Origin of the sequence: Mesorhizobium sp. PAMC28654, from assembly GCF_020616515.1 — a bacterium.
GTDB lineage: Bacteria > Pseudomonadota > Alphaproteobacteria > Rhizobiales > Rhizobiaceae > Mesorhizobium.
In genome coordinates this window covers 5552456-5576035 of the sequence record NZ_CP085135.1, presented here as the reverse complement: position 1 = coordinate 5576035, position 23580 = coordinate 5552456, and the positions used below count along the sequence as shown (strand labels likewise).

The window sequence follows — 23580 nt, the reverse complement described above, 5'->3', positions numbered from 1 at the left end:
TAGCGACTTACGAAGCTTTCTTGATCGACGTCACAATGCCCGTCTTGTCATCGACGGTGACCGCGACCTTGGCGCCGACCTTGAGTTTCCCGACCGCCGTGTCCGGCGACAGCTGGTAGATCTTGCCGTCATCGAGCGTGATCGACTTGGTGGTCGGGTCGACGGCCTGGATGGTGCCCTGAACGGTCGCGGCATAGGCAGTGCCAAGGAAGGCGAGCAGAGCGGCGGTGGTTGCGAGGGTCTTCTTCATCTGTAGCACTCCGTGCTGTTTCGGTTTTCCGGACGCCACCTTGGGGGACGACGGCGCCGGACGGCCTGAAACTGGTACGAATGCCCTCGCCTCCGCAAATCACGTTGAGTGACTTTTCGCAAATGGAATCATAGGCTTAATTCTGCCGCATTAGCGACAAGGCAGCCCTTCCCTCTAATCGGAAGGCCGTTTGCTGCAACGCTTTCCCTATGAAAAGAGTCTGTTATCCCAGCGGCTGCCGGTATGTGACGATCACATGCTCGCCGCATTGCCCGCCCGACGACATCACGAAACGGGCTGAGGAATAATCATCGAGACACATTTTGTTTCATGGATCAGGCGACCTCAGCGATTTCAGCAGAGGTGAACTCGCGCAATGGTTGCAATTTTGAAACCGATGCACCATAGTGCCCGCCACTATAGAAGATGGGTCGGGGGGCCACCATTCCATGAAGTCAGTAATACGCACCGTGCTATGCCTGATGCTGGCGCTTGCTCCGGGATTGGCTGGCGCACAAGCCACGGATTCGAGCGACGACAAGACGGTTATGTTTGCCACGGACGATCCCGAGATGGCGGTAGCGACTGCGAAGGCGCTTGCCAGCTTGGATGAGTTCCTGGCTCTAGCCGAAGCGCCTCCTTCCGGCACGGACAGGTTCAAATTGAAGGTCAAGGTGCGGGACGGAAACGTCACCGAACACTTCTGGGTCATACCGTTCCGTCGCACCGAGACCGGGTTTGTCGGCATTTTGGCAAACCAGCCCGCCGAAGTGCACAACGTTGTCCTCGGCCAGGACATCAAGTTCGACCGGGACGATATTTCCGACTGGGGATACACGCTCGACGGGCGTCAGGTCGGCAGCTTCACCGTCTGTGTGATGTTCAAGAGGATGTCGAAAGAAGAGGTGGACACCATGCGTGATGAATACGGCTTCGACTGCTGACAAAGCCCCCGGTCAATCGTCTCTCGCGCCGACCTTGCGCACAAGCGCCGCCGTCGCCAGCATCGCGCCCATGTCGGCGATCATCGGCGCGACATGGGCCTGGTAGTCGAGCCGCACCGAGATATCCGGCAGTTCGAAGAAGTTCCTGGTCTGTGGGAGCAGCAGGAAACAGTCGCCACCACTGAGCGCGATACGCGCTGGATCGTCAGGCCAGGTTTCGCCGAGCCATGTCAGCGCCTGCGCCAGCCTGCCGGTTACCAGCGGTCGCGCCGCCTCGACATTGTCGGTGCGGAATTCATAGGCCGCATCGAGTTCGGGCACGCCGGACAAAAGCTGCTGCATCCTGGCTGTGAAGATGCCGCGGAAGAAGCCGACTTCCCGGTGGGCGCGCCGCGACGCCACCAGTATTCCGGGAAACGGCACGATGGCCTCGAACGCCACGACAACGCCATTGAAAATCGTTGTTGCGCCCTTGCCCGACCCTTCCCTCAGATTTGCCTCGTAAAGCTCGAACGGAAAGTCCTCGTAGCGGCCGGACACAATGTCGTCGAAAGCCTGCCGGTTGAACGAGCCGACCGTCTCGCGCGGCAGCCGGTCGAAGGAATTTGGCGTCACGCCATGCTGGTAGCTGATATCCTCGATGAAGCCGAAGATGATCGGCAGCAGCGTGTCGCGGTATGATCGCTGGAGCACACGCGCCGGCCTTGTCTCCCGGAAATAGAGAAACACCGCTGCCGCCAGGCCAACGACGTAGAGAAGCACATGCGGCGTCGACAGCCATTGCTCGCGAGGGTCGGCGACCTTGTTGAACACCCAGCCCACGACAACCACGAAGATCAGCACCAGGACCACGAACAGCGGCGCCCGCCAGCGCACCCGCCAGGAGATGGCCGCCCTTGTCGCCTCATAGGCGGCGAGGTTGCTCTTGATGCCGGCGATGTCAGCTTCGCTCGGCATGAATCCGGCTGTTTCCATCACCATCCCCCGAAGCAGAACGTTTGCTTTCCGCCGTCGCATGATAGCGGGTTTTGCGGGAGAGTCAGTGCAATGGCAATCAACGACGGCCAAACACCGCATCAAGGCGGCCCACTACCTTTTGCCTCAACGCCCCCTGCAACTCCTCCACCTCCACCAGCCGCTCATGGTCACCAACGCGCAGCCGCACGAACGGGTGCAGCCGGTAGGCCGCAATCGCGCCCGGCGTGCCCGCATCAGCACTGACATCGACAATCATGATGCCGCCGATGCGGCCAGGCCAGGGCTGGCGGGCAAAGGCGGTGCCGAAGAAATCACCCAACCCGTAGGCGACGACCGTCCCGCCGATCCGCTCCACCGGCTGCACGACATGGGCATGGTGCCCGGCGATCAGCCCGACGCCCTGCGCGGCCAGCCGCCGCGCCAGCGCTCGCGTCTCGTCGCGCGGAAAATGCCGGAACTCCCAGTCCCAATGCGGCACCGCGCAAAGCAAATCGACACCGCCGGTATAGCGCGCCCAATCCGGATCGCTGTCCATCGACACCCGACCAGCAAACAGGTCCGCATCGGCGTTGCGCCACAGCGTGAAGGCGGCAAGGCCGATGCTGAGCGGCCCGACGGCAAGCCGTGCGACCGGGCCGCCCTCGATCGTGCCGATGGTGCGGATGCCCAGTCGCTTCAGCGCCGCCACCGTTTCGTCGAAACCGGCGATGCCCTGGTCCAGCACATGGTTGTTGGCCAGCGACAGCACGAGTTTTTCACTGCTAATGCCGACCGCCCCCAACGCCTCGGCGAGAAACCGCTCGGTCATCGCATGGTGTGTGCCAAGCATCGTGCCCAGCGCGGCGCTTGGCCGCTCCACGATCGGGCTTTCGCAATTGCCTACAACCAGATCGGCGGAGCAAAGCAGTTCCGCGATCGCCGGATCGCATTGCGGTGCACTGCGATTGGCGATGGCCGAGATATCGCCGACAAAAGCCAGCCGAACCATGCTCGCCGGTGGCGGATCCATCAGGGTTGCGGCGATTGGCGCGAAAACACCCGCGTCGCCGCCAAGCGAGGGCTTCAGGAAGCGCGGCAGCCACGACAGCTTGTAGGAGAGCGGATAGTTCGACACGCGATGCCCAGCTTCGTTTTCTCTCCTTAAAGCATGATCCTGAAAGGTGGAATCCGGCTTTCGAAAATCATGCTCAAACAGACGGGATGGAGCCCCGTCCCGTTTCCTTCGGGACGAGGCGCGATGCTGTTTGACATGGCGAGAAGCATGCGCGCGTGCCTCTAGAAAATCGCGCCCTGATAAAACACCGCCTCCGCCTCTTGCGGCGCGAAGCGTCGAGCCAGCGTGCGGAACACACTGTGGACGCCGTCGCGGTCGATGTTGCAGCTTCTGAGATGCCGCACCGCCAGCGTCGGATCGAAGGCGCTGCGGCCATGCATGACGCGCTGGTTGTCGAACACCAGTACCTCGCCCGGCTGCAGTTGATGCTGGAACTGGTTTTGCGGATCGCGGATCAGCCGCGTCAGCTCGGCCAGCGCCTCGATCAGGCCATCGATACGATCCAGGGGCGCGGTCTGCGGCGCAAGGCAGCGGTCATTGTAGCGGATACCGGTGACCGCACCGGAAGCATCGAGGCTGATGACATGCGCCTCGGCGCTGAAGAACACCTCGCCCGCGTGCTCCCGCTGGAAGGTGACACCGTGCCGCGTCAGCAGATCGAACAGCTCCGGCGTGCTCGTCCGCATCGTTTCTGCGACATGGAACCCGTCGACCATCAGCGATGTGCCGCCCGAGCCAGCCCCCGTGCGGATGGCGTGAAAGAAGATGAAACCCGGCGGCGAATAGCGGAACGGCTCGTCCGTATGAGGTATCTGCGCTCGCGCCGTCTCTCCGGCCACTCGCGCGTCCGGGCGCGAAATCAGGTCGAACACCTTGCCGTAGCTGGTCTCGCGGATCGGTCCGTAGCGCCCGGCAACCCGCACTGTTGCTTCCGGATCAGCCGGAACCCCGGTCAGCATGGCGATGCCATGGTCGCGCAGCGCCCGCAGTGAGCCGAACAGCGCCTTGTCTTCCTCGACCACCGCATCGAAGGCGAAACGGCCGAGTTTCCCGCCGAGATCACTGCTCCACAGTTGCGGCCGGAAACGCGCCGGGCCTGAACCGCCGCCGGCATGGCCTGCCAGGAAATCCGAACCGTAACGCGAGACATGGCCGTCATCCCAGAAGACGCTCACCTCGGCTGCCGAAACGTCGAGCGCAGTGGCCTGAACTCGGGCTGGAACACCGGCGGGCGTCAACCATCTCTTGCCGGAGGCAGTGTCGCCGCACACATCGCATTCGCAGGCCAGACGCAGCCAGCGAGTGGAAAGCCGCCCCTGACTGCCGTTGTCGAGGTCAACAGCGATGCGATCGCCTTCGTTGCGGATGGCGCGGACCGGCCACTCGTTCGTGCTTGAATGCCTCGGTGTAACCAGCACGGTTGCCTCTCCTTTGCGATTGATTTTCCTTCAAGGAGGCTACGGCTCGATAGCCGCGCGATCAAACGAGTTCCCTTCGACATGTTTTGAGGTAATCTCAATTCATGACGACGCTGCGTGACCTCCCTCTATCTGCCCTGCGGGCGCTCGCGGCGGCGGCGAGAACCGGTAGCCTGACGCGCGCGGCCGATGAACTCGGCGTAACACCGGGCGCTGTCAGCCACCAGATCAGGCAGCTTGAGGACAGGCTTGGCGTCAAGCTGGTCCGCCGCGCCGGCAATGGCATCGTGCTGACCCGCGCCGCCGAGGCCGCCCTGCCCGACATCGATCGCGGCTTCGACGCGCTGTCTTCCGGTCTGCGGCGGCTGCGCTTCGAACGACAGGCCGAAACCTTCACCATATCAGCCGACCCGTCCTTTGCCTCGCTGTGGCTTGCGCCCCGCCTCGACAGGGTGCGCGCGGCACTGGCCGGGCTCGAAGTCCGCGTCGTCGCCTCGATCCCGCTCGACGCGATGCTGGAGGAAGGCGTCGACCTTGCCATCAGCTACCGCAAGAACACCACTGAGAACATCGCGTCAGTCGATCTGTTCGCCGAACGGGTGATCCCAGCCTGCGCGCCATCGCTGATCCAGGGCCACGACCGGCCGGATTCAGCGGATGTCCTCGACAGGATGCCGCTTCTGCACATCGATCCGATGATGGGCGACGATGTCTATCCGGCATGGCGGGACTGGTTCGCGGCAGCCGGCCGGCGGCCGAAGGGAATAGACCAGGGACCGCGTTTCGGGCTGACGATCGTGGCAGCGCAGGCGGCGATTGCCGGCATGGGCGCGCTGCTGGCCAGCGAGGTCGTCCTGCGGCGGCATCTCGACCCCGGCCATCTCGTCGAAATCGCCCGCGATGTGCCGGCGCTGACGATCAGGCGCCGCCTTGTCTGGCCCTTGCATGGCCCGAAGGCGCGCCGCGCCACGGCGGTCGCCGCCCATCTGGCCGCGATTGCCGATATCGGAGTTGATGGCGCCCTGCCGCAATGAGCCCGCGTGGATCTAACGCGGAAACCCGTGCACGCGCCCAAGCAGCCATTGCAGCGGATTGTCGACGAAGGCGCGGGTGACGAACGTGTCGTGGGCGCCGTGCGACGCAATGAAGGCGACGGTGCCGGCCGAGAGCCGATGCGGCGGGTCCGTGCTGACCCGAACGCCGTGACTACCGAGCAGGCGGATGATCTCAGCGTTGCCGGAGGCCGAGGATTCGCCATACGCGCTGACGAAGAAGCGGTTTTCCACGTGGCCGGCGATCCAGCCGGCAAAGATGTCGCTTTCGTCAAAGACGGCGTCGAGCAGGATCACGCCAAGCAGGCGGCCACCGGCGTCGCCATTCTTCAGCACGGCGGCCGCGGGATTGTAGCCGCCGCTATAGGCGGCCAGCACGATCGGCATGGCGTCGAACCGCGCCGCCTTGGCGCTGGTGAGTTTCGCAAGCCCCTGCCCTGCCTCCGCCATGAAGCGCGCGAAGGCGCCGGGCGTCCAGAAATTGCCGGCACTGGAATCGAGCGCGTTGACAGCGAATTGCGGCGCCACCAGCACGACGTTGAGGCCGGACGCTTCGACCTGCGCAAAGACCCGCTGGCGCACGACCACATCGCGTTGCAGGGTAGCGCCATTGCCATGGAAGAACACCACGATCACCGCCGGTCTGGTTGGGTCGAATCCCCTGGGCACCGCCAGCAGCGTGCTGCGGTCAAAATAGGTCTCGTCTTCCCAATAGATGCCGCCGCGCGGTGAGGTGTGGCCGCGCCGGCCATCCCTGGTCGCGTCGAGAAACGGGCCGGAGCCGTCCGGCAGCTTGCCCCGGTACGGAAAGGGCGAGGTCTTGAACGGCACGATTGTCGATATGGACTTGCGCAACCGGGCCCCCTGGCTCGTCGCCGGAAACGCTGCCGTGGCCAGCAATCCCGAGACGATGGCGCGCCGGCTTGGCATCAGGCGGCCACGAGCCGGGCCGGCTGCGCCCTGGGTGGCATCAGCACGGCGAAGAAGGCGGGTATGGCGACGACATAGGCGATGGCCGCCCATTGCAGCACGGCGCTGAGGCCGAAACTGGTGGCGACGATCGGCACGGCGGCCGAGCCGATGACCGAGAAGCAGCCATTGATGCCCCAGGCCCAGACGAACAGATGCTGCTTTTCAAGCCGCGCCAGCCAGGTCATGGCGGTGGCCATCGGCATGCCCATCAGGAAGGCCGGCGGCGACACCAGCAGGAAGCAGAACAGCAGGCGCACGGAATAGGGATAGGAGCCGATCCAGTCGAGCACCGGCGATAGAGAGAGGCCGTAGACCAGGAGCAGCAGGCCGATCGACGCCAACACCGCCGGCAGCAGCACATTGGCGCGGTCGAAGATGCGCTCGGCAAACAGGCTGCCAAGGCCGGAAAACACCAGCATGGACGAAATCAGCACCGAGGCCGAAACCGTCGGATTGGCCAACGCCACGGTGAAACGGCTGATCAGCCCGACCTCGACCATGATGTAGCCGACCCCAAGGCAGGCGAAATAGAGGATGGTACCGAGCTTGCCGCGCGAGCGCGAAAACACGATCCGCCAGCCGAAGATCATCGGCAACAGCACCAGCGATGCGGCGGTGATGCAGGCAATGCCCAGCGTCGCCCACAGCAAGAGATAGCCCCAGTCGTCCTGGAAGAGATCAAGCCGGTCGAGCGTCTTCGGCAGATCGGCGGTCTTCACATAGGCGGCGAAATAGGGCTGGTCGTTGCTCAGCGAACGCGTATCGAAAACGTAATCGCTGGCGACCTTTTCCCAGCCGCCGGTCAGCAGGGAATGCCAGGTCAGCCGCTCCAGCGCCGTTGCCGGTAGCACGTCGGGTCCGGGCGCGGCGCCCGCATTGGCGCAGGCATCCAGCGTCGGATCGGCCGGCGCCGTCGGATCGCAATCCGCGTTTGCCGGAGGCGCGGTCGGGTCGGCTGCGGGTCCAGCCAGCGTCGCATCCTGTCCGCTGCCGAAGATCGAGGCCCGATAGTCGTCAAGCAGCTTCTGGCTTTTCGAGCCGTCGAACGCCATGCCAGGATAGTAAAGCTCTTCCCACGACATCGACCTGGTGTAGTCGCGCAGCCTGGTGATCTCTTCCGCGCTGAAGCCACCGCGCTTGAACAGCACCGTCGTCGTCGAGAGATAGCTCGACACGGCGAAGATATCATTCTGGGCGCCGGCCGGATCGAACGCCTTGGCCGCCTCGGCGATGGTCGAATAGAGTTTCAGCACCGATTTCGGTGGCTCTTCCTTGTTCCACAAGGTCACCGACAGCATGCCGCCATCGGCCAGCGCCCTGAAGTAGCTCAGCATTGCCTCACGCGTGTAGGCGTATTTCTCCGAGATGGCGAAGCCACCCGGGTTGGACAGGCCGACACTGTCGGCGAGGCTGAGATCGACGACGTCGTAGCGCTCAGCCGTGTTGGCGAGATAGAGGCGCCCGTCATAGTCGATGATCTTGATGCGCGGATCGGCGAGGATATCCCCGGTGACATCCTTGAGGGCCGGATCATGGAACGCCTTGAGCACCATCGGATTGCTCTCGGCGACGGTGACCGAGGTCGAGCCGGCATTCAGCGCTGTTTGCGTGGAGATGCCGCCGCCGAACTGCACCACGAAGGTTCTAGGGTTGCTCTTGATGACATAGGGATAGTGCATCGGCAGATAGCGGAAATAGACCTGCTCGGCCGGCGCCAGGTTGCGCATGATGCCTTCCGGCCCGTCGCCGTCGCGATACATGCCGACATAGGTGTTGGCCGGGACTTCAGGCATGCCGAAGGCGGCATTGTCGCTGAGGCCCGGCGCGAAATGCATATAGGAACTGGCATAGACCTGCAGGTCGCCGAATGGCGAGACGCTGCGGTAGATGCGCTTGCCGTCGGGGAAATTGCGGGCATAGGCGACGCCCTTGTACTGCGAGACGGCAATGTCGGGTATGCCGAGCAGGCCGGGCAGCGCCAGGTAACCAGTGATCGACAGTGCCGCCACGACCACGCCGGCCACGACGCTCTTCCAGGCGCCAAATGCGGCGAACCACAGGATCGAGCCGATGGCCCACAAAAGCAGCGGCACAACGATGATCGTTTCCGGCGCGAACAGATACATAGAGACCAGCACGACCAGGCCAGCGAGCCCCGAACCGGTGAGATCGGCGAAATAGACGCGGCCGAAGGCGGTGCGGCTTTTCAGGAAGACGATGCCGAGGAAGAACGCACCGGCCAGGAACGGCAGCAGATAAAGCAGGAAATTGGCCAGCAGACGCCATTTCTGCGTGGGGTCCGAAACCAGGAAGATGGCGTTGAACGGCACCGTCTGGGCGAAGAGGTTGGAAGCGACGGCGAGCGGGCCGAACAGCAGCAGCGCCGTCGTGGCGGCGCCCTGCCAGTGCCGGTCGAACCAGTCCTTGCCGGCGAAGATGACGACGCTGGACAGCGAAAAGCCCAGCATGGCGAGGCTGACCACCAGCGAGCCGAAATGCGACCAGCTGCCGACGGCAAAGACGCGCATGACGGCGATCTGCAGCGCGATGATGGCGCCGGCGATCAGCCCGATCGCGAGAAAATGCGGCAGCCGTGGCGCCTCCAGCGAAGGGATGGTCAGGCGAGAGATTGACGCTACGGCTGCCATTCAGGCCCCTTGGTGCGACGGTTCAGCTCAGCAGGTTCCGCGAAAGTGTCCCACGGTTTTGCGATAGGAACCTGCGACAAACAAAGGCCATCACCGCGCGGCGCGGCCAATCAGCCGTTATGCGTGCCGACGATCTGTTCGCCTTCCAGCTTGGTGAAGGGCACGAAGGGCACCACCTTGCCATTGTAGATGTCGGAGCGGACGATGTTGAACGTGCCGTCCGGGAGCTTCTGCTTGACCACCTTGAGCACGTGCTGCGCACCGGGCGGCCCGACCGGAATGACCATGACGCCGTCGGGCTTGAGCTGTTGCAGCAGCGAGGGCGGAATATGGTCGATACCGCAGGTGACTATGATCTTGTCGAAATCGCCGACGCCGTCCCAGCCATAATAGCCGTCGGCGCTCTTGCTGGCGATGGCGCTGAGCTCGCTATAACCGCGCCCGACCAGCCCATCATAGATGCCCCGGGTGCGGGTCGCCAGCGGATCGATGATCTCGACCGTATGCACCTTGTCGGTAAGGTTCGACAGATAGGCCGACTGGTAACCGGAGCCGGTGCCGATCTCGAGCACGGATTCGCCGAACCGCACATCAATGGCCGTCGTCATGCGGCCGACCAGGTGCGGACCGGAAATGGTCACGCCATAGCCAATGTCGAGAAAGGCATGGTCATAGGCGCGGCCCAGATTCTGCGGCAGCACGAATTCCTCGCGCGGCGTGAACAGGAAGGCACGCTTGTTGCGGTCGTCCAGCACGTCCTTGTTGTAGACCATGATCTGGAAACGGTCGAAGCGGGAGGCCAGGTATTTCGGATCCTCGCCGCGATTGGCCACCATCCAGTCGATGAACGCCTTCTTGTCGCCCATCGGCACATCGGCGTTGCGGTCGAACGGCACCGGCACATTCGCCCTGGCGACGCTTGGAAGAATGGAAAACGCCGCCGCGCCCGCCGACAGCGTCAAAAAGTCTCGACGCTTCATCAAAAGTCCCCCAGGAGTGGCCTAAGCCGCCAAAAATCCCTTGATTGATCCGATGCACCGGCACCCAAAACGAGTCAATGGCCGCTCAATAGCCGCAGCCCCAAGGCCGCGAGGCCAAAGAAATTGTGGCAAGTATGCCACAGTAATATATGAGCAATGACTGATGCATTCACACAACATCAGCCGGAAGAATTGGTCCCTGCCGCCGCAATATGGGCCTCCTGAGGCCTCAATTGCTTGACTCAGGTCGGAAAAGCAGGCAGCAAACCAAGTTCGAAACGGGTGAAACACCATTTTGATGATTCTGGACGTGCCTTCTCAGCGAGAAGGCGACGCCCGACGCATTGACGCCGAAAACGACTTTCGGCGAGCCATGCGTGGATCAAAAACCTGATGCGGCATCCTTTTCGCGTCCAATCGGGGTGCGACATATTAGAAGAGAGGGATTGGTTAACCAACTTTGTCCATATTTTGAGGCAATCGGCAACCAACGACAGGCGCGGACAACGCGTCGGGGACCACCTGGGATCATATCACAGAATGGTCGTCGCGGCTCTAAGGGCTGCGGGCGAGGGAGCTGATTTGAACAAGATTGGTGACTGTTTTGCGTAAGAATAAAGTTGGAGCGGACGAAAACTGGCATGGCGAAGACGCCGGTGCCCGTCGTTCAAAGCGCATCAACCCCGGATCAATCATCCGCTGGGTCGCCGTGCCCAGTGTTGGCACCGCGATCGGCCTTTGGCTGGTAGGCACAATGGCCGGCCTCAGTTCTGTCGGTGCTTCGCTACCGACAACAGGCAGCCTGCAGCAGACCTTGCTGATGCCCGGTTCGCTGACCCAGGCCAATCCGCTCAAGCAGCATTTCAAGACATCGACAGCGCCATTCGTGCTCGCCAACGTCCATGGCGCCGAGCAGGCCCTGCACGACCACAGCCCCGAATGTGGCGACAGCTGCTTCAAGCTCGCCTCCGTGGAAACCCATGCGGAAAAATCGTCGCGCCTCGTTGCCGCTCCCGCTCAGCCGGTCGTCACCGCCGGCAATACGATTGTCACCCCGACGAAAGACCGTTTCGAACGGATGGAAGCGGCATTGTCGCCGTCCCGGATTGCCGCCGCCTTTGCCGGCACGGCCAAGCCGCGGGCGACGAATGCAGCCGTGCAGCCTGTCATTTCCACCGTCGCGCCGGTCGTCGAGGCTTCGCTGACGCCTTCCAACAAAGTGTTGGCCAATACAGTGGTTGCCAGCCTGTCGGATGATACGGGCGACCAGTCTTACGAAACCGCAAGCCTGCCTTCGGCCGCCGTAGCCCCTGCCGCAGAGCGCTTTGCCCGGGTTGATTCCGACTTCGTCGTTGTCCAGACCGCCCCGCAGCCCATGCGCTTCGGCGCGCCGGCAGCCACCGATACGCCAGACCCCTCGCAGCTGGCGCTGGCGCTGGTCAAGTCGATGCCTGTCGACGACGAGGCGTTCGCCTCGCCGCTGCCGATCGAGGAATCCTCGGCCGATGTCGCGGTGTCAACCAGCCAAACGCTGCCGCAGAAGCCCGGTGATGTCGCGTCTTTGCCGGATGCGCTGTCCGATGACGTGCCGCTGCCGACGCAGCGTCCGCAACTGGACAATGCCCCGGCGCCCAAATCCGTCCAGCAGCCACCAAAGGTTGTGGAACAGCCAAAGGCCGTTCCACAAACCAAGCCCATGCAACTGGCGGCAAAGCCGGCTCCGCAGACGCGGCAGGGCAAGCCGGGCAGTGGCGATGTGCTGGCCTATGCCCGTCCCGACACGCCCTCCGGCGGCCTCGGCCAGGCATTCAAGAATCTGTTCAGCGGCCCGCGCGGCGGCATCGGCGGCGCGGGCAACGGCGTCGCCGTCTACGACATTTCGGCCAAGACCGTCTATCTTCCGGACGGCCAGCGTCTCGAGGCGCATTCGGGTCTCGGCGTCATGGTCGACCAGCCACGCTACGTCGACCAGAAGGACCGGGGGCCGACGCCGCCTAACACCTATGACCTGACGCTACGCGAAACGCGCTTCCATGGGGTCGAGGCCATCCGCCTGACCCCGGTTGGCGGCAGGGCCAAATACAACCGCGTTGGTCTGCTCGCGCATACGTATATGCTTAGCGGCGGCCGCGCTGAATCGAACGGCTGCGTTGTCTTCAAGGACTACGGGCGCTTCCTCGCTGCCTTCAAAAAGGGCAATGTCACGCGTCTGGTCGTCGTCCCGCGCCTGAATGGATCGCTGACCCAGGTAGCATCCATGGCGCGCGGCGCCTAAGGGTTCCACGCAATAACGCACGTGATGCCGAAAGGTTCCCGGCGTAGCGCCTCCTGACAGCCTCCTGTCAGGAGGCGCGTGACGCTGGCAGCCTCTTGTCATCCCGCTCTTTCCATTTCGCCGGACTCCTCCCATATTCCGGACATGGCCAGATCCCCCGACAAGAAGACGCCGAAGACGGCGAGTGACGACCGCGCAGCGCCGAAGCGGCGCAGCCCGCTGACCGATTTCATGGATGCCTCGGAGCCGCTGCACAGAGGCGGCTTCGCCGAGATGCCGCAGCCCGAACTGTCGGGCACGCCGCTGACCGGTTCGATCGCCGACTGGGCCGACCAGATCGAGCAGGAAGCCGAGAAGGAAGGGCGCCTCGCCGGCAAGGGCGATAGCGGGAAATCACCCAAGGCCGGCAAGAAGATCCCCGAACGTTCCGCAGCTCCCGGCCGCAGTTCGCGCGGCACCTCGATGGGTGGCGCGGCATCAGCCAGGGAGCGCACGGCGGCAGGCCTCAACCCGGTCGCCGGTCTCGACATCTCCCTTGAAGACGCCGAGACCATGGCCTCGAGCAGCGTCACCGCCACTGTGGCCGCGCTATCGGCGCTGATCGAATCCGGCAATCCGCTGCACAAGGACGGCGTGCTGTGGACGCCACACCGCCCTGCCCGTCCGGAAAAGTCCGAAGGCGGCATCGCCATCAAGATGGTGTCCGACTTCGAGCCGGCCGGCGACCAGCCGACCGCCATCAAGGACCTTGTCGAAGGCGTCGACAACAGCGACCGCACCCAGGTGCTGCTCGGTGTCACCGGCTCGGGCAAGACTTTCACCATGGCCAAGGTGATCGAGGAGACGCAGCGCCCGGCCCTGATCCTGGCGCCCAACAAGACGCTGGCCGCACAGCTCTATTCCGAGTTCAAGAAGTTTTTCCCGGACAACGCGGTGGAGTATTTCGTCTCCTACTACGACTATTACCAGCCGGAAGCCTACGTCCCGCGCACCGACACCTTCATCGAGAAGGAATCCTCGATCAACGAGCAGATCGACCGCATGCGCCACTCGGCGACGCGCTCGCTGCTCGAACGCGATGACGTCATCATCGTCGCCTCGGTGTCCTGCATCTACGGTATCGGCTCGGTCGAAACCTATACCGCGATGACATTCCAGATGCAGATCGGCGACCGGCTCGACCAGCGCTCCCTGCTCGCCGACCTCGTCGCCCAGCAGTATAAGCGCCAGGACATCAACTTCGTGCGCGGCTCGTTCCGCGTGCGCGGCGACACGATCGAGATCTTCCCGGCCCACTTGGAAGACCGCGCCTGGCGCATCTCCATGTTCGGCGACGAGATCGAGCAGATCACCGAGTTCGACCCGCTGACCGGACAGAAGACCGGCGAGCTGAAAAGCGTCAAGATCTACGCCAATTCGCACTATGTGACGCCGCGTCCGACCCTCAACCAGGCCATCAAGTCGATCAAGGAAGAGCTCAAGCACCGGCTGGTGGAATTGGAACGCGCCGGCCGCCTGCTGGAGGCGCAACGGCTGGAACAGCGCTGCCGCTTCGATCTCGAGATGCTGGAAGCCACCGGCTCCTGCGCCGGCATCGAGAACTATTCGCGTTATCTCACCGGTCGCCAGCCGGGCGATCCGCCGCCGACGCTGTTCGAATACATTCCCGACAATGCACTTGTCTTCATCGATGAGAGTCACGTCACCATTCCGCAGATCGGCGGCATGTATCGCGGCGACTTTCGGCGCAAGGCGACGCTGGCGGAATATGGGTTCCGCTTGCCGTCCTGCATGGACAACCGGCCGCTGCGCTTCGAGGAATGGGACGCCATGCGCCCGCTTTCCGTCGCCGTCTCGGCGACGCCCGGCAACTGGGAGATGGAAGCGGCCGGCGGCGTCTTCGCCGAGCAGGTCATCCGCCCGACCGGCCTGATCGACCCGCCGGTCGAGGTGCGTCCAGCCAAGAGCCAGGTCGACGATGTCGTCGGCGAGATTCGCGACACCACCAAGGCCGGCTATCGCACCCTGGTCACCGTTCTGACCAAGCGCATGGCCGAGGACCTGACCGAGTATCTGCACGAACAGGGCGTGCGCGTTCGCTATATGCACTCCGACATCGACACGCTGGAGCGCATCGAGATCCTGCGCGACCTGCGCCTTGGCGCCTTCGACGTGCTGGTCGGCATCAACCTTTTGCGCGAAGGCCTCGACATTCCCGAATGCGGCTTCGTCGCCATTCTCGACGCCGACAAGGAGGGTTTCCTGCGCTCCGAGACGTCGCTGATCCAGACCATCGGCCGCGCCGCCAGAAACGTCGACGGCAAGGTCATCCTTTACGCCGACCAGGTCACCGGCTCGATGGAGCGGGCGATGGCCGAGACCAGCCGCCGCCGCGAGAAGCAGATGGAGTGGAACGAGGCCAACGGTATCACACCGGAATCGGTGAAGTCGCGCATCTCCGATATTCTCGATTCGGTCTACGAGAAGGACCATGTCCGCGCCGACATCTCGCAGTTCACCGACAGCGCCGGCGCCATGATGGGCAACAACCTGAAAGCCCATCTCGACGCGATGGAGAAACAGATGCGCGACGCCGCCGCCAATCTCGACTTCGAGAAGGCAGCCCGCATCCGCGACGAGATCAAGCGGCTGCGCGAGATGGAACTGTCCATCTCCGAAGACCCGCTGGCCAAATACGCCGACATGGAAAGCCCTGCCTCAGGCCGCGAAAAGGGCAAGCACAACAAGGGCGTGGCCAAACATCGTACGGTCGAGGAACAGGAGCGTTTCCGCAAGTTCGACGAAGCACGTGCCGCCGAAGAGGCGGCCAAGGCTGCCCGGACCAACCTCTTCCGCAAGCCGGCGCTCGACGAGATGGGCGCCGACGGCGCCGTGCCGGTGAAGAAGCCGCTGTTCGCCAAGCCGTCGATTGACGACATGGGGCCTGGCACCGACATGACGACGCCAGCAGGCGCCGTGTCGCGCTCGCTGTTCAAGAAACAGTCGGCGTCCGAGGCGCACGGTTCTGACTTCGGCATTCCGGGCGAGCCGGTCAAAACGTTGTTCAAGAAGAACTCGCTGGATGAGATGACCGTGCGGCGGACGGAAAAACCGGTCGAGGGAAAGGTGCCAGCGAAGCCCCAGTCGATCTCCCCCGTTGTGGGGTCCGGCGGGACAGAGGGGGGCGCGAAGGAACGCGACGATTCCGCCAAACCAGTTGTTCGCCAGCGAACTGGCATTGGCTCCTATGAAGATCCAGGCGACGCCCGCCGCGAAAAGCGCAGGCCGGGCAAGACGGGTAGGCCGGGAAAGTAGGTAGAAGGAGTTCAGGCGCGTGGCCTCCGAAAACGAGCGCTGCGCTGCCCCTCATCCGCCTGCTGGCAGCAACCTCGGCGCCCGTCTTGCAACGCTGGCGATTGGCGAAAACAGAAGATGGCAGCGTCCTCTCCCCGTCACTATACGGGGAGAAGTGCCCGGCAGGGAGATGAGGGGCAGCGCAAACGCCGACAGCTCGGCTCGTCGTGCCGTCGGCTGGACCATGAGCTCGCGCTTGCCACCTTCCGGCGGAAACGATAGGCCGCAGCAATCCGCAACAAACTCCCCCACCGGCCTCCACCCCATGAAACCCAGGGACATCGCCGCCTACATCTTCCTGGCCGTCACCTGGGGCCTGTCGTTTCTTGTTCTTCTCAAGGTGGTGCATGCCTTCGGCTGGATCGGTGCAGTAACCCTGCGTTCGCTGATCGCGGGCGTCACGCTCTTGCTGCTGGCTGCGGTAACCCGGCGCCGGCTCGATTTCAGTGCCGGCTGGCGGCCCTTCGCGGTGGTCGGCGCGACGACGGTTGCCGCGCAGCTGATCGGCCTGTCCTACGCCACGCCGCGCATCGGCACGGCGATGGCCGCCATCCTTGTTGCCGCGATCCCGCTGTTCTCGATGATCCTCGGCCAGTTGTGGGGACTGGAACGCATCACCGCTCGCGGTCTGGCCGGGCTGCTGCTCGGCGCCGCCGGCATCATCGTCCTGGTTGGCTTCCCCGCCGTGCCGATCACGGGCACCTTTGCCCTCGGCTGCGCCGCTTCCCTGCTCAGCTCCTTCTCGGCTGCGTTCGGCAGCAATTACGCCAACCGCCATCTGCGCTCCGCTGGCTCGTGGGAACTCACCAGCGCCGCCTTCCTGTTCGGCGGGCTGATGACGCTGCCGCTGCTTTTCGCCGTGCCGGTGCCCGCCATGCCGAGCGCCATCGACTTCCTCTATCTCGTCCTTCTCGCCTGCGTGATGAGCGCGCTGACCTATGTCGTCTATTTCCAGCTGGTGGCCAGCATCGGCGCCACCAGGACGATCAGCGTCGAATTCGCCGTGACCACGATCGCGGTGCTGACCGGAACGATCCTGCTTGGCGAGTCACTGACCGTCATCCAGGCCTTCGGCGCGGTGGCGATCATCGGCGGTTGCATATTGGTGCTGGACCCGTTCCCGCGCCGTGTGAAAGCGGCACCCTTGCCATCTGCGGTCAACTAAGGGTTTGATCGATGCGGCAGCGCGGTAAACTCCATATTCTACCTCTGATTTTAGGCAGGAAAGACACACCCCTGCGGGTAGGCGCCGATCTTGGTCCAGTCCAGAAACACCTTGGCTTTCCTAAATGGCTATATGTCTATCAGGATCAGCCATGCGCCTTTCTGCTAGGCTATGGTGATCTGGAAATCGACATTCTGACCAGCCGCAATCGAGCGCGCGTCAATCGCATCAGCATCAAACTTTGGCAGATGCCTGATGTCCCAAAGCCTCTGCCTTTGAAATGGAGTGGCAACAGCCAAATCGATCTCGACGGCTTTGGCCCGGCAATGACGCTTTCGGCCGCGAGAACACGCGTTGCAAGTCTCGGATTGCAGGGCGAGGAATATACGGTGGACAGCGCGTTTGAAACTGTCCGTCGGCTGGTACTTCCTCACGCCGAACTTCATTTCTTCAAGGGGCCTGAAGAACCAATCCTGATGGAGCTTCACTTCCTGACGCCGCAGGAGATCGAGCGAAACAAAGGTGACTGGGTATTCCACCCGCCAGACTAAGGTCTGCCGGCGGAAAGCCACTTGCCGTCCATCCTGTCCTTGGTGTAGTCAGTTTCCGAACTCGAACGTCTTGAAAGGAGGGCTCACGTGTTTACGTTTTTTCGTCACCATCGTCAGCGTGGCCCGATTTCTGCCCTGCGAGCTAGCTTGCAGGGCTGACCAGGGACGGTCCGGGTTTTTTCCCGCTTCGATTTTTTGGTCTGCCCTTCGTGGTGCGCAACGCCGAGCCTGATGGCAAGCACGCACCGTCAAAGTGCATCCGGAGTTGTCTCCGGCAAGACCAGAGAAATCAAATGGCCCTGATCAGCCTCAAATCCCTCGGCGTCACCATGAGTGCGCCGCTTTTCGCCAACCTCGACCTCACCATCGGCACCGGCGACCGGCTCGGCATCGTCGCCGCCAACGGCCGTGGCAAGTCGACCTTGCTCAAATGCCTGACCGGCGAGATGGAACCGACCTCGGGCGACATCACGCGCACGCGCGGCCTTCGCGTCGGCCATGTCGAGCAGTCCGTTGCCCCTGCCTTGCTCGGCCGCACCTTTTATCAGGCGGTGGCCGATGCCTTACCACCGGAGCAGGCCGACAGCGAGATGTGGCGCGTTGACGTGGTCTTGGATTCACTCGACGTGCCCGAACCGATGCGCGAGCGGGAAATGCGGGCACTGAGCGGCGGCTGGCAGAGGCTGGCGCTGATCGCGCGCGTCTGGGTCACTGATCCCGACGTGCTACTGCTCGACGAGCCGACCAACCATCTTGACCTTGCCCGCATCAGCCAGTTGGAAACCTGGCTGAATGCGTTGCCGCGCGAAGTGCCCGTCGTCATCGCCAGCCACGACCGCGCCTTTCTCGACGCGAGCACCAACCGGACGTTGTTCCTGCGCCCGGAACAGTCGCCCGTGTTTGCCTTGCCCTATTCGCGGGCGAGGCAGGCGCTCGACGAGGTCGACGCGTCGACAGAGCGCAAGTTCGAGCGCGACATGAAGGTGGCGCAGCAACTGCGCCGGCAGGCGGCCAAGCTCAACAATATCGGCATCAATTCGGGCAGCGACCTGCTGACGATCAAGACCAAGCAGCTCAACCAGCGGGCGGAAAGACTGGAAGAGGCGGCCGCCCCGGCGCATCGCGAGAAGTCGGCGGGCGCAATCAGGCTGGCCAATCGCGGTACCCATGCCAAGGTGCTGGTCACGCTCGACGACGCGGCCGTGGAAACGCCGGATGGCACGCTGCTGTTCAGGACCGGCAAGCGGCACATCTGCCAGGGCGACCGCATCGTCCTGCTCGGCCGCAACGGCGTCGGCAAGTCTCGCTTCGTCACCCTGATCCGCAACGCCATTCTCGAGCCGGAAACGGTTGTGAGCGTGAAGGTGACGCCGTCGACGGTGCTCGGCTACAGTGACCAGGCGCTGTCAGGCATCAGCGGTGACACGCCGCTGGCGATGGTCTCGCGCCGCCATGATGTCGGCGAACAGCGCGCCCGCTCGCTGCTCGCCGGCGCCGGCGTCAGCATCGACATGCAGGAGCGCAAGATCGGCGTGCTGTCCGGCGGCCAGAAGGCGCGGCTGATGATGCTGGCGCTGAGGCTCGCCAACCCGAACTTCTATCTGCTCGACGAGCCGACCAACCATCTCGACATCGATGGGCAGGAAGCGCTGGAGGACGAGTTGCTGAAGCACCAGGCAAGCTGCGTGCTCGCCTCGCACGACCGCTCCTTCATCCGCACAATCGGCAACTGGACTTGCTTCGGTAAAGTGGAGAGCGGGTTGCTCATTCGGCGGCGTTTCGCTCGAACTGCATCGGGCTGATGTAGTCGAGCGCGGAATGCCGCCGGATGGGATTGTAGAAGCCGTCGATATATCGGGCAATGGCGGCTTGGGCATCGGCGCGGGTAAGGAAAGAGGTGCGCCAGATCAGTTCAGTTTTCAGCGTCTTGAAGAATGTTTCGACCATGGCGTTATCAAAGCAATTGCCCTTGCCTGACATTGAGATGATGACGCCGGCGGCACGCAATTCGGCTTGGTAGTCGATAGAACAATATTGGCTGCCGCGGTCGGAGTGGTGAATGAGGCCGGGTTCCGGCTGCCGCATGACGAACGCCTTGTTGAGCGCTGCCAGAGCCAGGCTGCGGTGTAGCCGGTTGCCAGCAGCCCAGCCAACGACCTTGCGGGCAAACAGATCGATGACGACAGCAAGGTACAACCAGCCCTCCCGCGTCCAGATGTAGGAGATGTCGGCACCCCATTTCTGGTTGGGACCAGTGGCGGCAAAATCCTGGTCGATGACATTGGGGGCAACCGGAAAGGCGTGTTCGCTGTCCGTCGTGCGCTTGAACCGCCGCTTCTGTCTTGCCTGGAGGCCATTCTCCCGCATCAGACGCGCCGTTCGTCGCCGGCCAATGGCAAAGCCATTGTCTTGCAGTTCCCGCGTCATGCGCGGGCTACCATAGGTTCCGTTCGACAGCGCGAACGACGATCGCACATGCGCCAGCATTATCATGTCGTCGCGCTGCCGGCGGCACGCCGGCCGGCGCCCCCAGGCAAAGTAGCCGCTCGGGCTGACACCCAGCGTCGCGCACAAACGGTCCACAGGGAAATCCTTCTTCGCCTGGTCGATGAGCGCGAACCTCACCGACTTCCCTCCTTGACGAAAAAAGCCGTCGCCCGTTTCAAGATATCCCGCTCCTGCCGAAGGATTTCATTCTCCCGCCGCAGCCGTTTCAATTCAGCGGCGACATCAGCATCAGGCGGACGCCCAGGATCGCCCATCTCACGATCCAGCTGCCGACCCATCCATCGCGTCAGCGTCGAGAAACCAACACCAAGATCCTCCGCGATCTGCCGCTTCGTCCGACCGCTCGTTCGCACAAGGCCAACCGCCTCCGCCTTGAACGCATCCGTAAACTGTCTCTGTTTCGTCATCGAGGTCGCCTTTCATCAGAAGGAAACTCTCCACTTTTTCGGGGCAAGTCCAAACCGCTTCTGGCTGATCGAGAAGCGGAAGCTGACGGAGGTTGAGGATCCGGAGGATTTCTTCCGCTCGGTGGCCGAAGCAGGCGGGTGAGAGGTTTGGGGGCAGGACAGATGCCATCGACATCAAGTCCTGACCTGTTGTTGACAGATCGGAGTCTCGTATCATTTTATGATACGTTTTCTTGACTTCTGGGACGTATCATGCGAAGGTACGTCGCTTGGAAACGGCTTATGATACGTTCGTTCAAGGACAAGACCAGCGAGGCCGTTTCGAACGGCAAGGCTCCAAAGGGCTTCCCCTCGGACCTTGTCCGCTCAGCCCAGCGGAAGCTGTTCATGATCGACAATGCGGCCGAACTATCAGACCTGAAGACGCCTCCCGGCAACAGGCTTGAACCACTGAAAGGCAACCGTGCCGGTCAGCATTCGATCCGTATCAACGATCAATTTCGCATTTGCTTTCGCTGGGTCGACGGGCAAGCCGAGGATGTTGAGATCACCGACTATCATTGAAAGACAGGTTTCAAATGCTGAACATCAACCCGCTTATCCATCCCGGAGAAATTCTCCGCGAGGAATATCTTATACCGCTTGGCCTGAAGCCTTACACGCTGGCCAAGAAGCTGCATGTACCGCGCACGCGCATCGAACGCCTGGCCAGTGAGACGACAGCGGTAACGCCCGACACCGCGCTGCGCCTTGCCAAGTTTTTTGGAACCACGCCGCAGTTCTGGATGAACATGCAGGCGAGCTATGATCTTGCCGTCGAAGGAGAGGTCAAGAAGGCCGATCTCGAAACGATCGAAAGCTTGCAAACTGCTGCTTGAGCTAACGGGGTTGCAGATTCCCGCTTCGATCCGCCAACAGTGCCGTAAAATTCCGGCAATCTGTCGGATCAATGCCGGGCGCCACGTCCTTGAGATGCCGACACGATGATGCCGGCGTTACACAAGGAGAATGCACCATGTTGATCCCATCAATCGTTCGCATCGCCGCCCAGTACTCGGCGGCTCGTGCCCGCTATCGCAGTGAGAGGACCCTGCTTTCGCTGCCGCCAGAACTGCGCAAGGACACTAGAGCAAAATCCGAGCGGATAGAATCGATAGGGGTTTCGTTGGGATTGGAAATCTGATTCAGCATATCTGCTGGATTCGGAGGCCGGCATGGCATGGCGAAATCCTTATCGGAAGATTTGCGGGCTCGGGTGGTCGCAGCGGTTGATGGCGGCCTGTCGCGACGGGCGGCAGCGGCGCGATTTGGCGTGGCGGCGGCAAGCTCGGTGCGTTGGGTCCGGGAATGGCGCGAGACCGGAGCCACCTGCGCAAAGCCGCAGGGCGGCGACAGGCGGTCCCACCGCGTTGAAGCGTATCGCGACATCATCCTGGCGGCGATCGAGAGGCGGGTGGACATCACGCTGGTCGAACTCGCCGAGTTGCTGCGACAGGAGCATGGCGCGTCGTTTGCGACGAGCACGATCTGGCGGTTTCTCGATCGTCACTCCATGACCTTCAAAAAAAACGGCGCACGCCAGCGAGCAGGAGCGGCCAGACGTGGCGGCGCGACGAAACGCCTGGTTCGACGCCCAGCCCGATCTTGATCCCGAGCATCTGGTCTTCATCGACGAGACCGGAGCCTCGACAAAGATGGCTCGACTGCGGGGGCGCACGAAGCGCGGGATGCGGTGCCGATCGCCAATCCCGCATGGCCATTGGAAGACGACGACGTTCACCGGCGCCCTGCGCCTCACTGGCATGACCGCGCCAATGGTCCTGGACGGCCCGATGACTGGCGAATGGTTTGTCGCCTATGTCGAGCAGGTTCTCGTGCCGACGCTGCGGCCCGACGATGTCGTGATCCTCGACAACCTGCCGGCGCACAAAAGCGCAGCCGCCCGTGTGGCGATCGAAGCAACCGGCGCAAGGATGATGTTCCTCCCGCCCTATTCCCCCGACTTCAACCCGATCGAGAACGCCTTTTCCAAGCTGAAATCGATTCTACGCAAAGCCGCCGCACGAACCGTCGCGGAATTGTGGGATACCATCAGCGCCGCACTGCCTTGCTTCACACCAACCGAGTGCGCCAACTACTTCGCCGCAACAGGATATGAGCCGGAATGATCAGATTCTGCTCTAGCTGGCCCGAAACCCTCGATCAGCACCACGGTCGCCGGACCGCTCGCACGGAGCTGAAATGAAGCCGGCCAATCGACTCGTTGCGGCAGGCACCAATGGATGGGCTTGCGAGCCACATCGACCTCTACCGGTGGGCGTGTGGCCCGGCGCTTAAAAAAATCTCTCGGCATGTAGGATCGCCGCTACCTCGCTCGTCCTATGGCTCGCAAGGCCAAGCCAAACGCAAAGAGGAGCAAGACATGACTGACCAGACCCCCGTTCAGCCCAGGGCAGAAGTTCTCGGCGGATTGAACCCCTATCTGCAGGTGGATGGCGCCTTCAAGGCAGCCGAATTCTACGGCAAGGCTTTCGGCGCCGAGCAGGTGTTTGCCTATCCGCCGGACGAAAAGGGCCGCACCATGCACATCCACCTCCACATCAATGGCTCGACGCTGATGCTGGGAGATGCCTATCCGGAGCACGGCCACCCGCATCAAAATCCGCAGGGCTACACCATGCAGTTGCATCTGCAGGACGACACCATCGAAACCTGGTGGAAGCGCGCCATCGCCGCCGGCTGCGAGGAAGTGGTGCCGCTCCAGGTGATGTTCTGGGGCGACCGCTGGGGCCAGATGCGCGATCCTTTCGGCGTGACCTGGGCCATGAACGCACCGGTGAAATAAGGCTGAGGCTGTTCACCTCTCCCCTCTGTGGGAGAGGTCGGATTGGCCCGAATTGCTCGTTGCAATTCGGATGACGGGTAAGTCGGCGCCAAGCTGGAACACCCCTCATCCGACCGAGCTTCGCTCGGCCACCTTCTCCCGCATGGGGGAAGGGAAAACCTCCACCAACCAGGGAGACC

The 23580-nt window shown here is 62.8% G+C and carries 19 protein-coding genes; 11 read left to right on the top strand and 8 right to left on the bottom strand.

The window, feature by feature from the left end; translation table 11 throughout:
- Positions 1 to 7: 7 nt before the first annotated feature.
- Positions 8 to 250 carry a DUF1344 domain-containing protein gene (locus tag LGH82_RS27350; RefSeq protein WP_227345700.1) on the bottom strand — a complete coding sequence of 81 codons (243 nt, stop codon included), beginning with the start codon at positions 248 to 250 and terminating at the stop codon, positions 8 to 10.
- Positions 251 to 699: 449 nt separating this feature from the next.
- On the opposite strand from LGH82_RS27350, the gene LGH82_RS27345 reads away from it, so the two are divergent.
- The gene (locus LGH82_RS27345) at positions 700 to 1194 is read left to right on the top strand and encodes a YegJ family protein (RefSeq protein WP_227345699.1); all 495 of its coding nucleotides are present in this window, start codon (positions 700 to 702) and stop codon (positions 1192 to 1194) included.
- A 12-nt stretch (positions 1195 to 1206) separates the two neighbouring features.
- Here the strand turns inward: LGH82_RS27345 and LGH82_RS27340 are convergent, their stop codons facing one another.
- The 3 genes from LGH82_RS27340 to LGH82_RS27330 all read right to left on the bottom strand — a co-directional run bounded on the left by LGH82_RS27340 (position 1207) and on the right by LGH82_RS27330 (position 4644).
- Complete coding sequence (locus LGH82_RS27340; RefSeq protein WP_227345698.1) at positions 1207 to 2169, bottom strand: hypothetical protein; 963 nt, start codon at positions 2167 to 2169, stop codon at positions 1207 to 1209.
- Between the two features lie 79 nt (positions 2170 to 2248).
- Positions 2249 to 3286, bottom strand: a complete 1038-nt coding sequence (locus LGH82_RS27335; protein ID WP_227345697.1) for a CapA family protein — start codon at positions 3284 to 3286, stop codon at positions 2249 to 2251.
- Positions 3287 to 3447: 161 nt separating this feature from the next.
- Positions 3448 to 4644, bottom strand: a complete 1197-nt coding sequence (locus LGH82_RS27330; RefSeq protein WP_227345696.1) for a clavaminate synthase family protein — start codon at positions 4642 to 4644, stop codon at positions 3448 to 3450.
- A 104-nt stretch (positions 4645 to 4748) separates the two neighbouring features.
- Between LGH82_RS27330 and LGH82_RS27325 the strand changes: the two genes are divergently transcribed.
- A complete protein-coding gene (locus LGH82_RS27325) occupies positions 4749 to 5678 on the top strand; it encodes a LysR substrate-binding domain-containing protein (RefSeq protein ID WP_227345695.1) in 930 nt (309 codons plus the stop codon).
- Between the two features lie 12 nt (positions 5679 to 5690).
- Here LGH82_RS27325 and LGH82_RS27320 read toward each other — a convergent pair whose 3' ends face one another.
- The 3 genes from LGH82_RS27320 to LGH82_RS27310 all read right to left on the bottom strand — a co-directional run bounded on the left by LGH82_RS27320 (position 5691) and on the right by LGH82_RS27310 (position 10296).
- Entirely contained in the window at positions 5691 to 6626 is a 936-nt protein-coding gene (locus LGH82_RS27320) for a hypothetical protein (RefSeq protein WP_227345694.1), read from the bottom strand.
- A complete protein-coding gene (locus LGH82_RS27315) occupies positions 6626 to 9316 on the bottom strand; it encodes a hypothetical protein (protein WP_227345693.1) in 2691 nt (896 codons plus the stop codon). The genes LGH82_RS27320 and LGH82_RS27315 overlap by 1 nt, the downstream gene beginning before the upstream one ends.
- A 110-nt stretch (positions 9317 to 9426) precedes the next feature.
- Positions 9427 to 10296, bottom strand: coding sequence for a protein-L-isoaspartate O-methyltransferase family protein (locus tag LGH82_RS27310; protein WP_227345692.1), 870 nt, complete (start codon positions 10294 to 10296; stop codon positions 9427 to 9429).
- 754 nt (positions 10297 to 11050) lie between these two features.
- Here LGH82_RS27310 and LGH82_RS27305 point away from each other — a divergent pair.
- From LGH82_RS27305 to LGH82_RS27285, 5 genes are all read left to right on the top strand, one after another.
- Positions 11051 to 12571: a DUF2778 domain-containing protein gene (locus tag LGH82_RS27305; protein WP_227345691.1), complete on the top strand. Its 1521-nt coding sequence runs from the start codon at positions 11051 to 11053 to the stop codon at positions 12569 to 12571.
- Between the two features lie 144 nt (positions 12572 to 12715).
- On the top strand, positions 12716 to 15886 hold the full coding sequence (uvrB, locus tag LGH82_RS27300; RefSeq protein WP_227345690.1) for an excinuclease ABC subunit UvrB: 3171 nt from the start codon (positions 12716 to 12718) through the stop codon (positions 15884 to 15886).
- Between the two features lie 304 nt (positions 15887 to 16190).
- Positions 16191 to 17090 (top strand): DMT family transporter, encoded by a 900-nt coding sequence (locus LGH82_RS27295; RefSeq protein WP_227345689.1) that lies wholly within the window; start codon positions 16191 to 16193, stop codon positions 17088 to 17090.
- An 11-nt stretch (positions 17091 to 17101) separates the two neighbouring features.
- On the top strand, positions 17102 to 17641 hold the full coding sequence (locus LGH82_RS27290) for a hypothetical protein (RefSeq protein WP_227345688.1): 540 nt from the start codon (positions 17102 to 17104) through the stop codon (positions 17639 to 17641).
- Between the two features lie 293 nt (positions 17642 to 17934).
- Positions 17935 to 19443: an ABC-F family ATP-binding cassette domain-containing protein gene (locus tag LGH82_RS27285; protein ID WP_227345687.1), complete on the top strand. Its 1509-nt coding sequence runs from the start codon at positions 17935 to 17937 to the stop codon at positions 19441 to 19443.
- Here the strand turns inward: LGH82_RS27285 and LGH82_RS27280 are convergent.
- A protein-coding gene (locus tag LGH82_RS27280) for an IS3 family transposase (RefSeq protein ID WP_413771365.1) occupies positions 19406 to 20556 on the bottom strand; the annotation gives its coding sequence in 2 pieces (ribosomal slippage) (positions 19406 to 20292 and positions 20292 to 20556; 1152 coding nt in all). The two genes, LGH82_RS27285 and LGH82_RS27280, sit on opposite strands and share 38 nt — an antisense overlap.
- A gap of 282 nt (positions 20557 to 20838) precedes the next feature.
- Here LGH82_RS27280 and LGH82_RS27275 point away from each other — a divergent pair.
- The 4 genes from LGH82_RS27275 to LGH82_RS27260 all read left to right on the top strand — a co-directional run bounded on the left by LGH82_RS27275 (position 20839) and on the right by LGH82_RS27260 (position 23401).
- A complete protein-coding gene (locus LGH82_RS27275) occupies positions 20839 to 21120 on the top strand; it encodes a type II toxin-antitoxin system RelE/ParE family toxin (protein ID WP_227345686.1) in 282 nt (93 codons plus the stop codon).
- A 14-nt stretch (positions 21121 to 21134) separates the two neighbouring features.
- Entirely contained in the window at positions 21135 to 21434 is a 300-nt protein-coding gene (locus LGH82_RS27270; protein ID WP_227345685.1) for a HigA family addiction module antitoxin, read from the top strand.
- Positions 21435 to 21775: 341 nt separating this feature from the next.
- Positions 21776 to 22724 (top strand): IS630 family transposase gene (locus tag LGH82_RS27265; protein WP_227343924.1). Its coding sequence is split into 2 segments (ribosomal slippage): positions 21776 to 22119 and positions 22118 to 22724, totalling 951 coding nucleotides; the frame shifts between segments, so codons are not numbered across the junction.
- Between the two features lie 254 nt (positions 22725 to 22978).
- The gene (locus tag LGH82_RS27260) at positions 22979 to 23401 is read left to right on the top strand and encodes a VOC family protein (protein ID WP_227345684.1); all 423 of its coding nucleotides are present in this window, start codon (positions 22979 to 22981) and stop codon (positions 23399 to 23401) included.
- Positions 23402 to 23580: the final 179 nt, after the last annotated feature.

Excerpts from the sequence above, each read along its gene's own strand:
- LGH82_RS27260 (WP_227345684.1), top strand. The coding sequence starts at position 22,979 with ATGACTGACCAGACCCCCGTTCAGCCCAGGGCAGAAGTTCTCGGCGGA.
- LGH82_RS27315 (WP_227345693.1), bottom strand. The coding sequence starts at position 9,316 with ATGGCAGCCGTAGCGTCAATCTCTCGCCTGACCATCCCTTCGCTGGAG.
- LGH82_RS27290 (WP_227345688.1), top strand. The coding sequence starts at position 17,102 with ATGCGGCAGCGCGGTAAACTCCATATTCTACCTCTGATTTTAGGCAGG.
- LGH82_RS27320 (WP_227345694.1), bottom strand. The coding sequence starts at position 6,626 with ATGCCAAGCCGGCGCGCCATCGTCTCGGGATTGCTGGCCACGGCAGCG.
- LGH82_RS27285 (WP_227345687.1), top strand. The coding sequence starts at position 17,935 with ATGGCCCTGATCAGCCTCAAATCCCTCGGCGTCACCATGAGTGCGCCG.
- LGH82_RS27325 (WP_227345695.1), top strand. The coding sequence starts at position 4,749 with ATGACGACGCTGCGTGACCTCCCTCTATCTGCCCTGCGGGCGCTCGCG.
- LGH82_RS27295 (WP_227345689.1), top strand. The coding sequence starts at position 16,191 with ATGAAACCCAGGGACATCGCCGCCTACATCTTCCTGGCCGTCACCTGG.
- LGH82_RS27340 (WP_227345698.1), bottom strand. The coding sequence starts at position 2,169 with ATGGAAACAGCCGGATTCATGCCGAGCGAAGCTGACATCGCCGGCATC.
- LGH82_RS27350 (WP_227345700.1), bottom strand. The coding sequence starts at position 250 with ATGAAGAAGACCCTCGCAACCACCGCCGCTCTGCTCGCCTTCCTTGGC.
- uvrB (WP_227345690.1), top strand. The coding sequence starts at position 12,716 with ATGGCCAGATCCCCCGACAAGAAGACGCCGAAGACGGCGAGTGACGAC.
- LGH82_RS27310 (WP_227345692.1), bottom strand. The coding sequence starts at position 10,296 with ATGAAGCGTCGAGACTTTTTGACGCTGTCGGCGGGCGCGGCGGCGTTT.
- LGH82_RS27345 (WP_227345699.1), top strand. The coding sequence starts at position 700 with ATGAAGTCAGTAATACGCACCGTGCTATGCCTGATGCTGGCGCTTGCT.
- LGH82_RS27275 (WP_227345686.1), top strand. The coding sequence starts at position 20,839 with ATGATACGTTCGTTCAAGGACAAGACCAGCGAGGCCGTTTCGAACGGC.
- LGH82_RS27270 (WP_227345685.1), top strand. The coding sequence starts at position 21,135 with ATGCTGAACATCAACCCGCTTATCCATCCCGGAGAAATTCTCCGCGAG.
- LGH82_RS27305 (WP_227345691.1), top strand. The coding sequence starts at position 11,051 with ATGGCCGGCCTCAGTTCTGTCGGTGCTTCGCTACCGACAACAGGCAGC.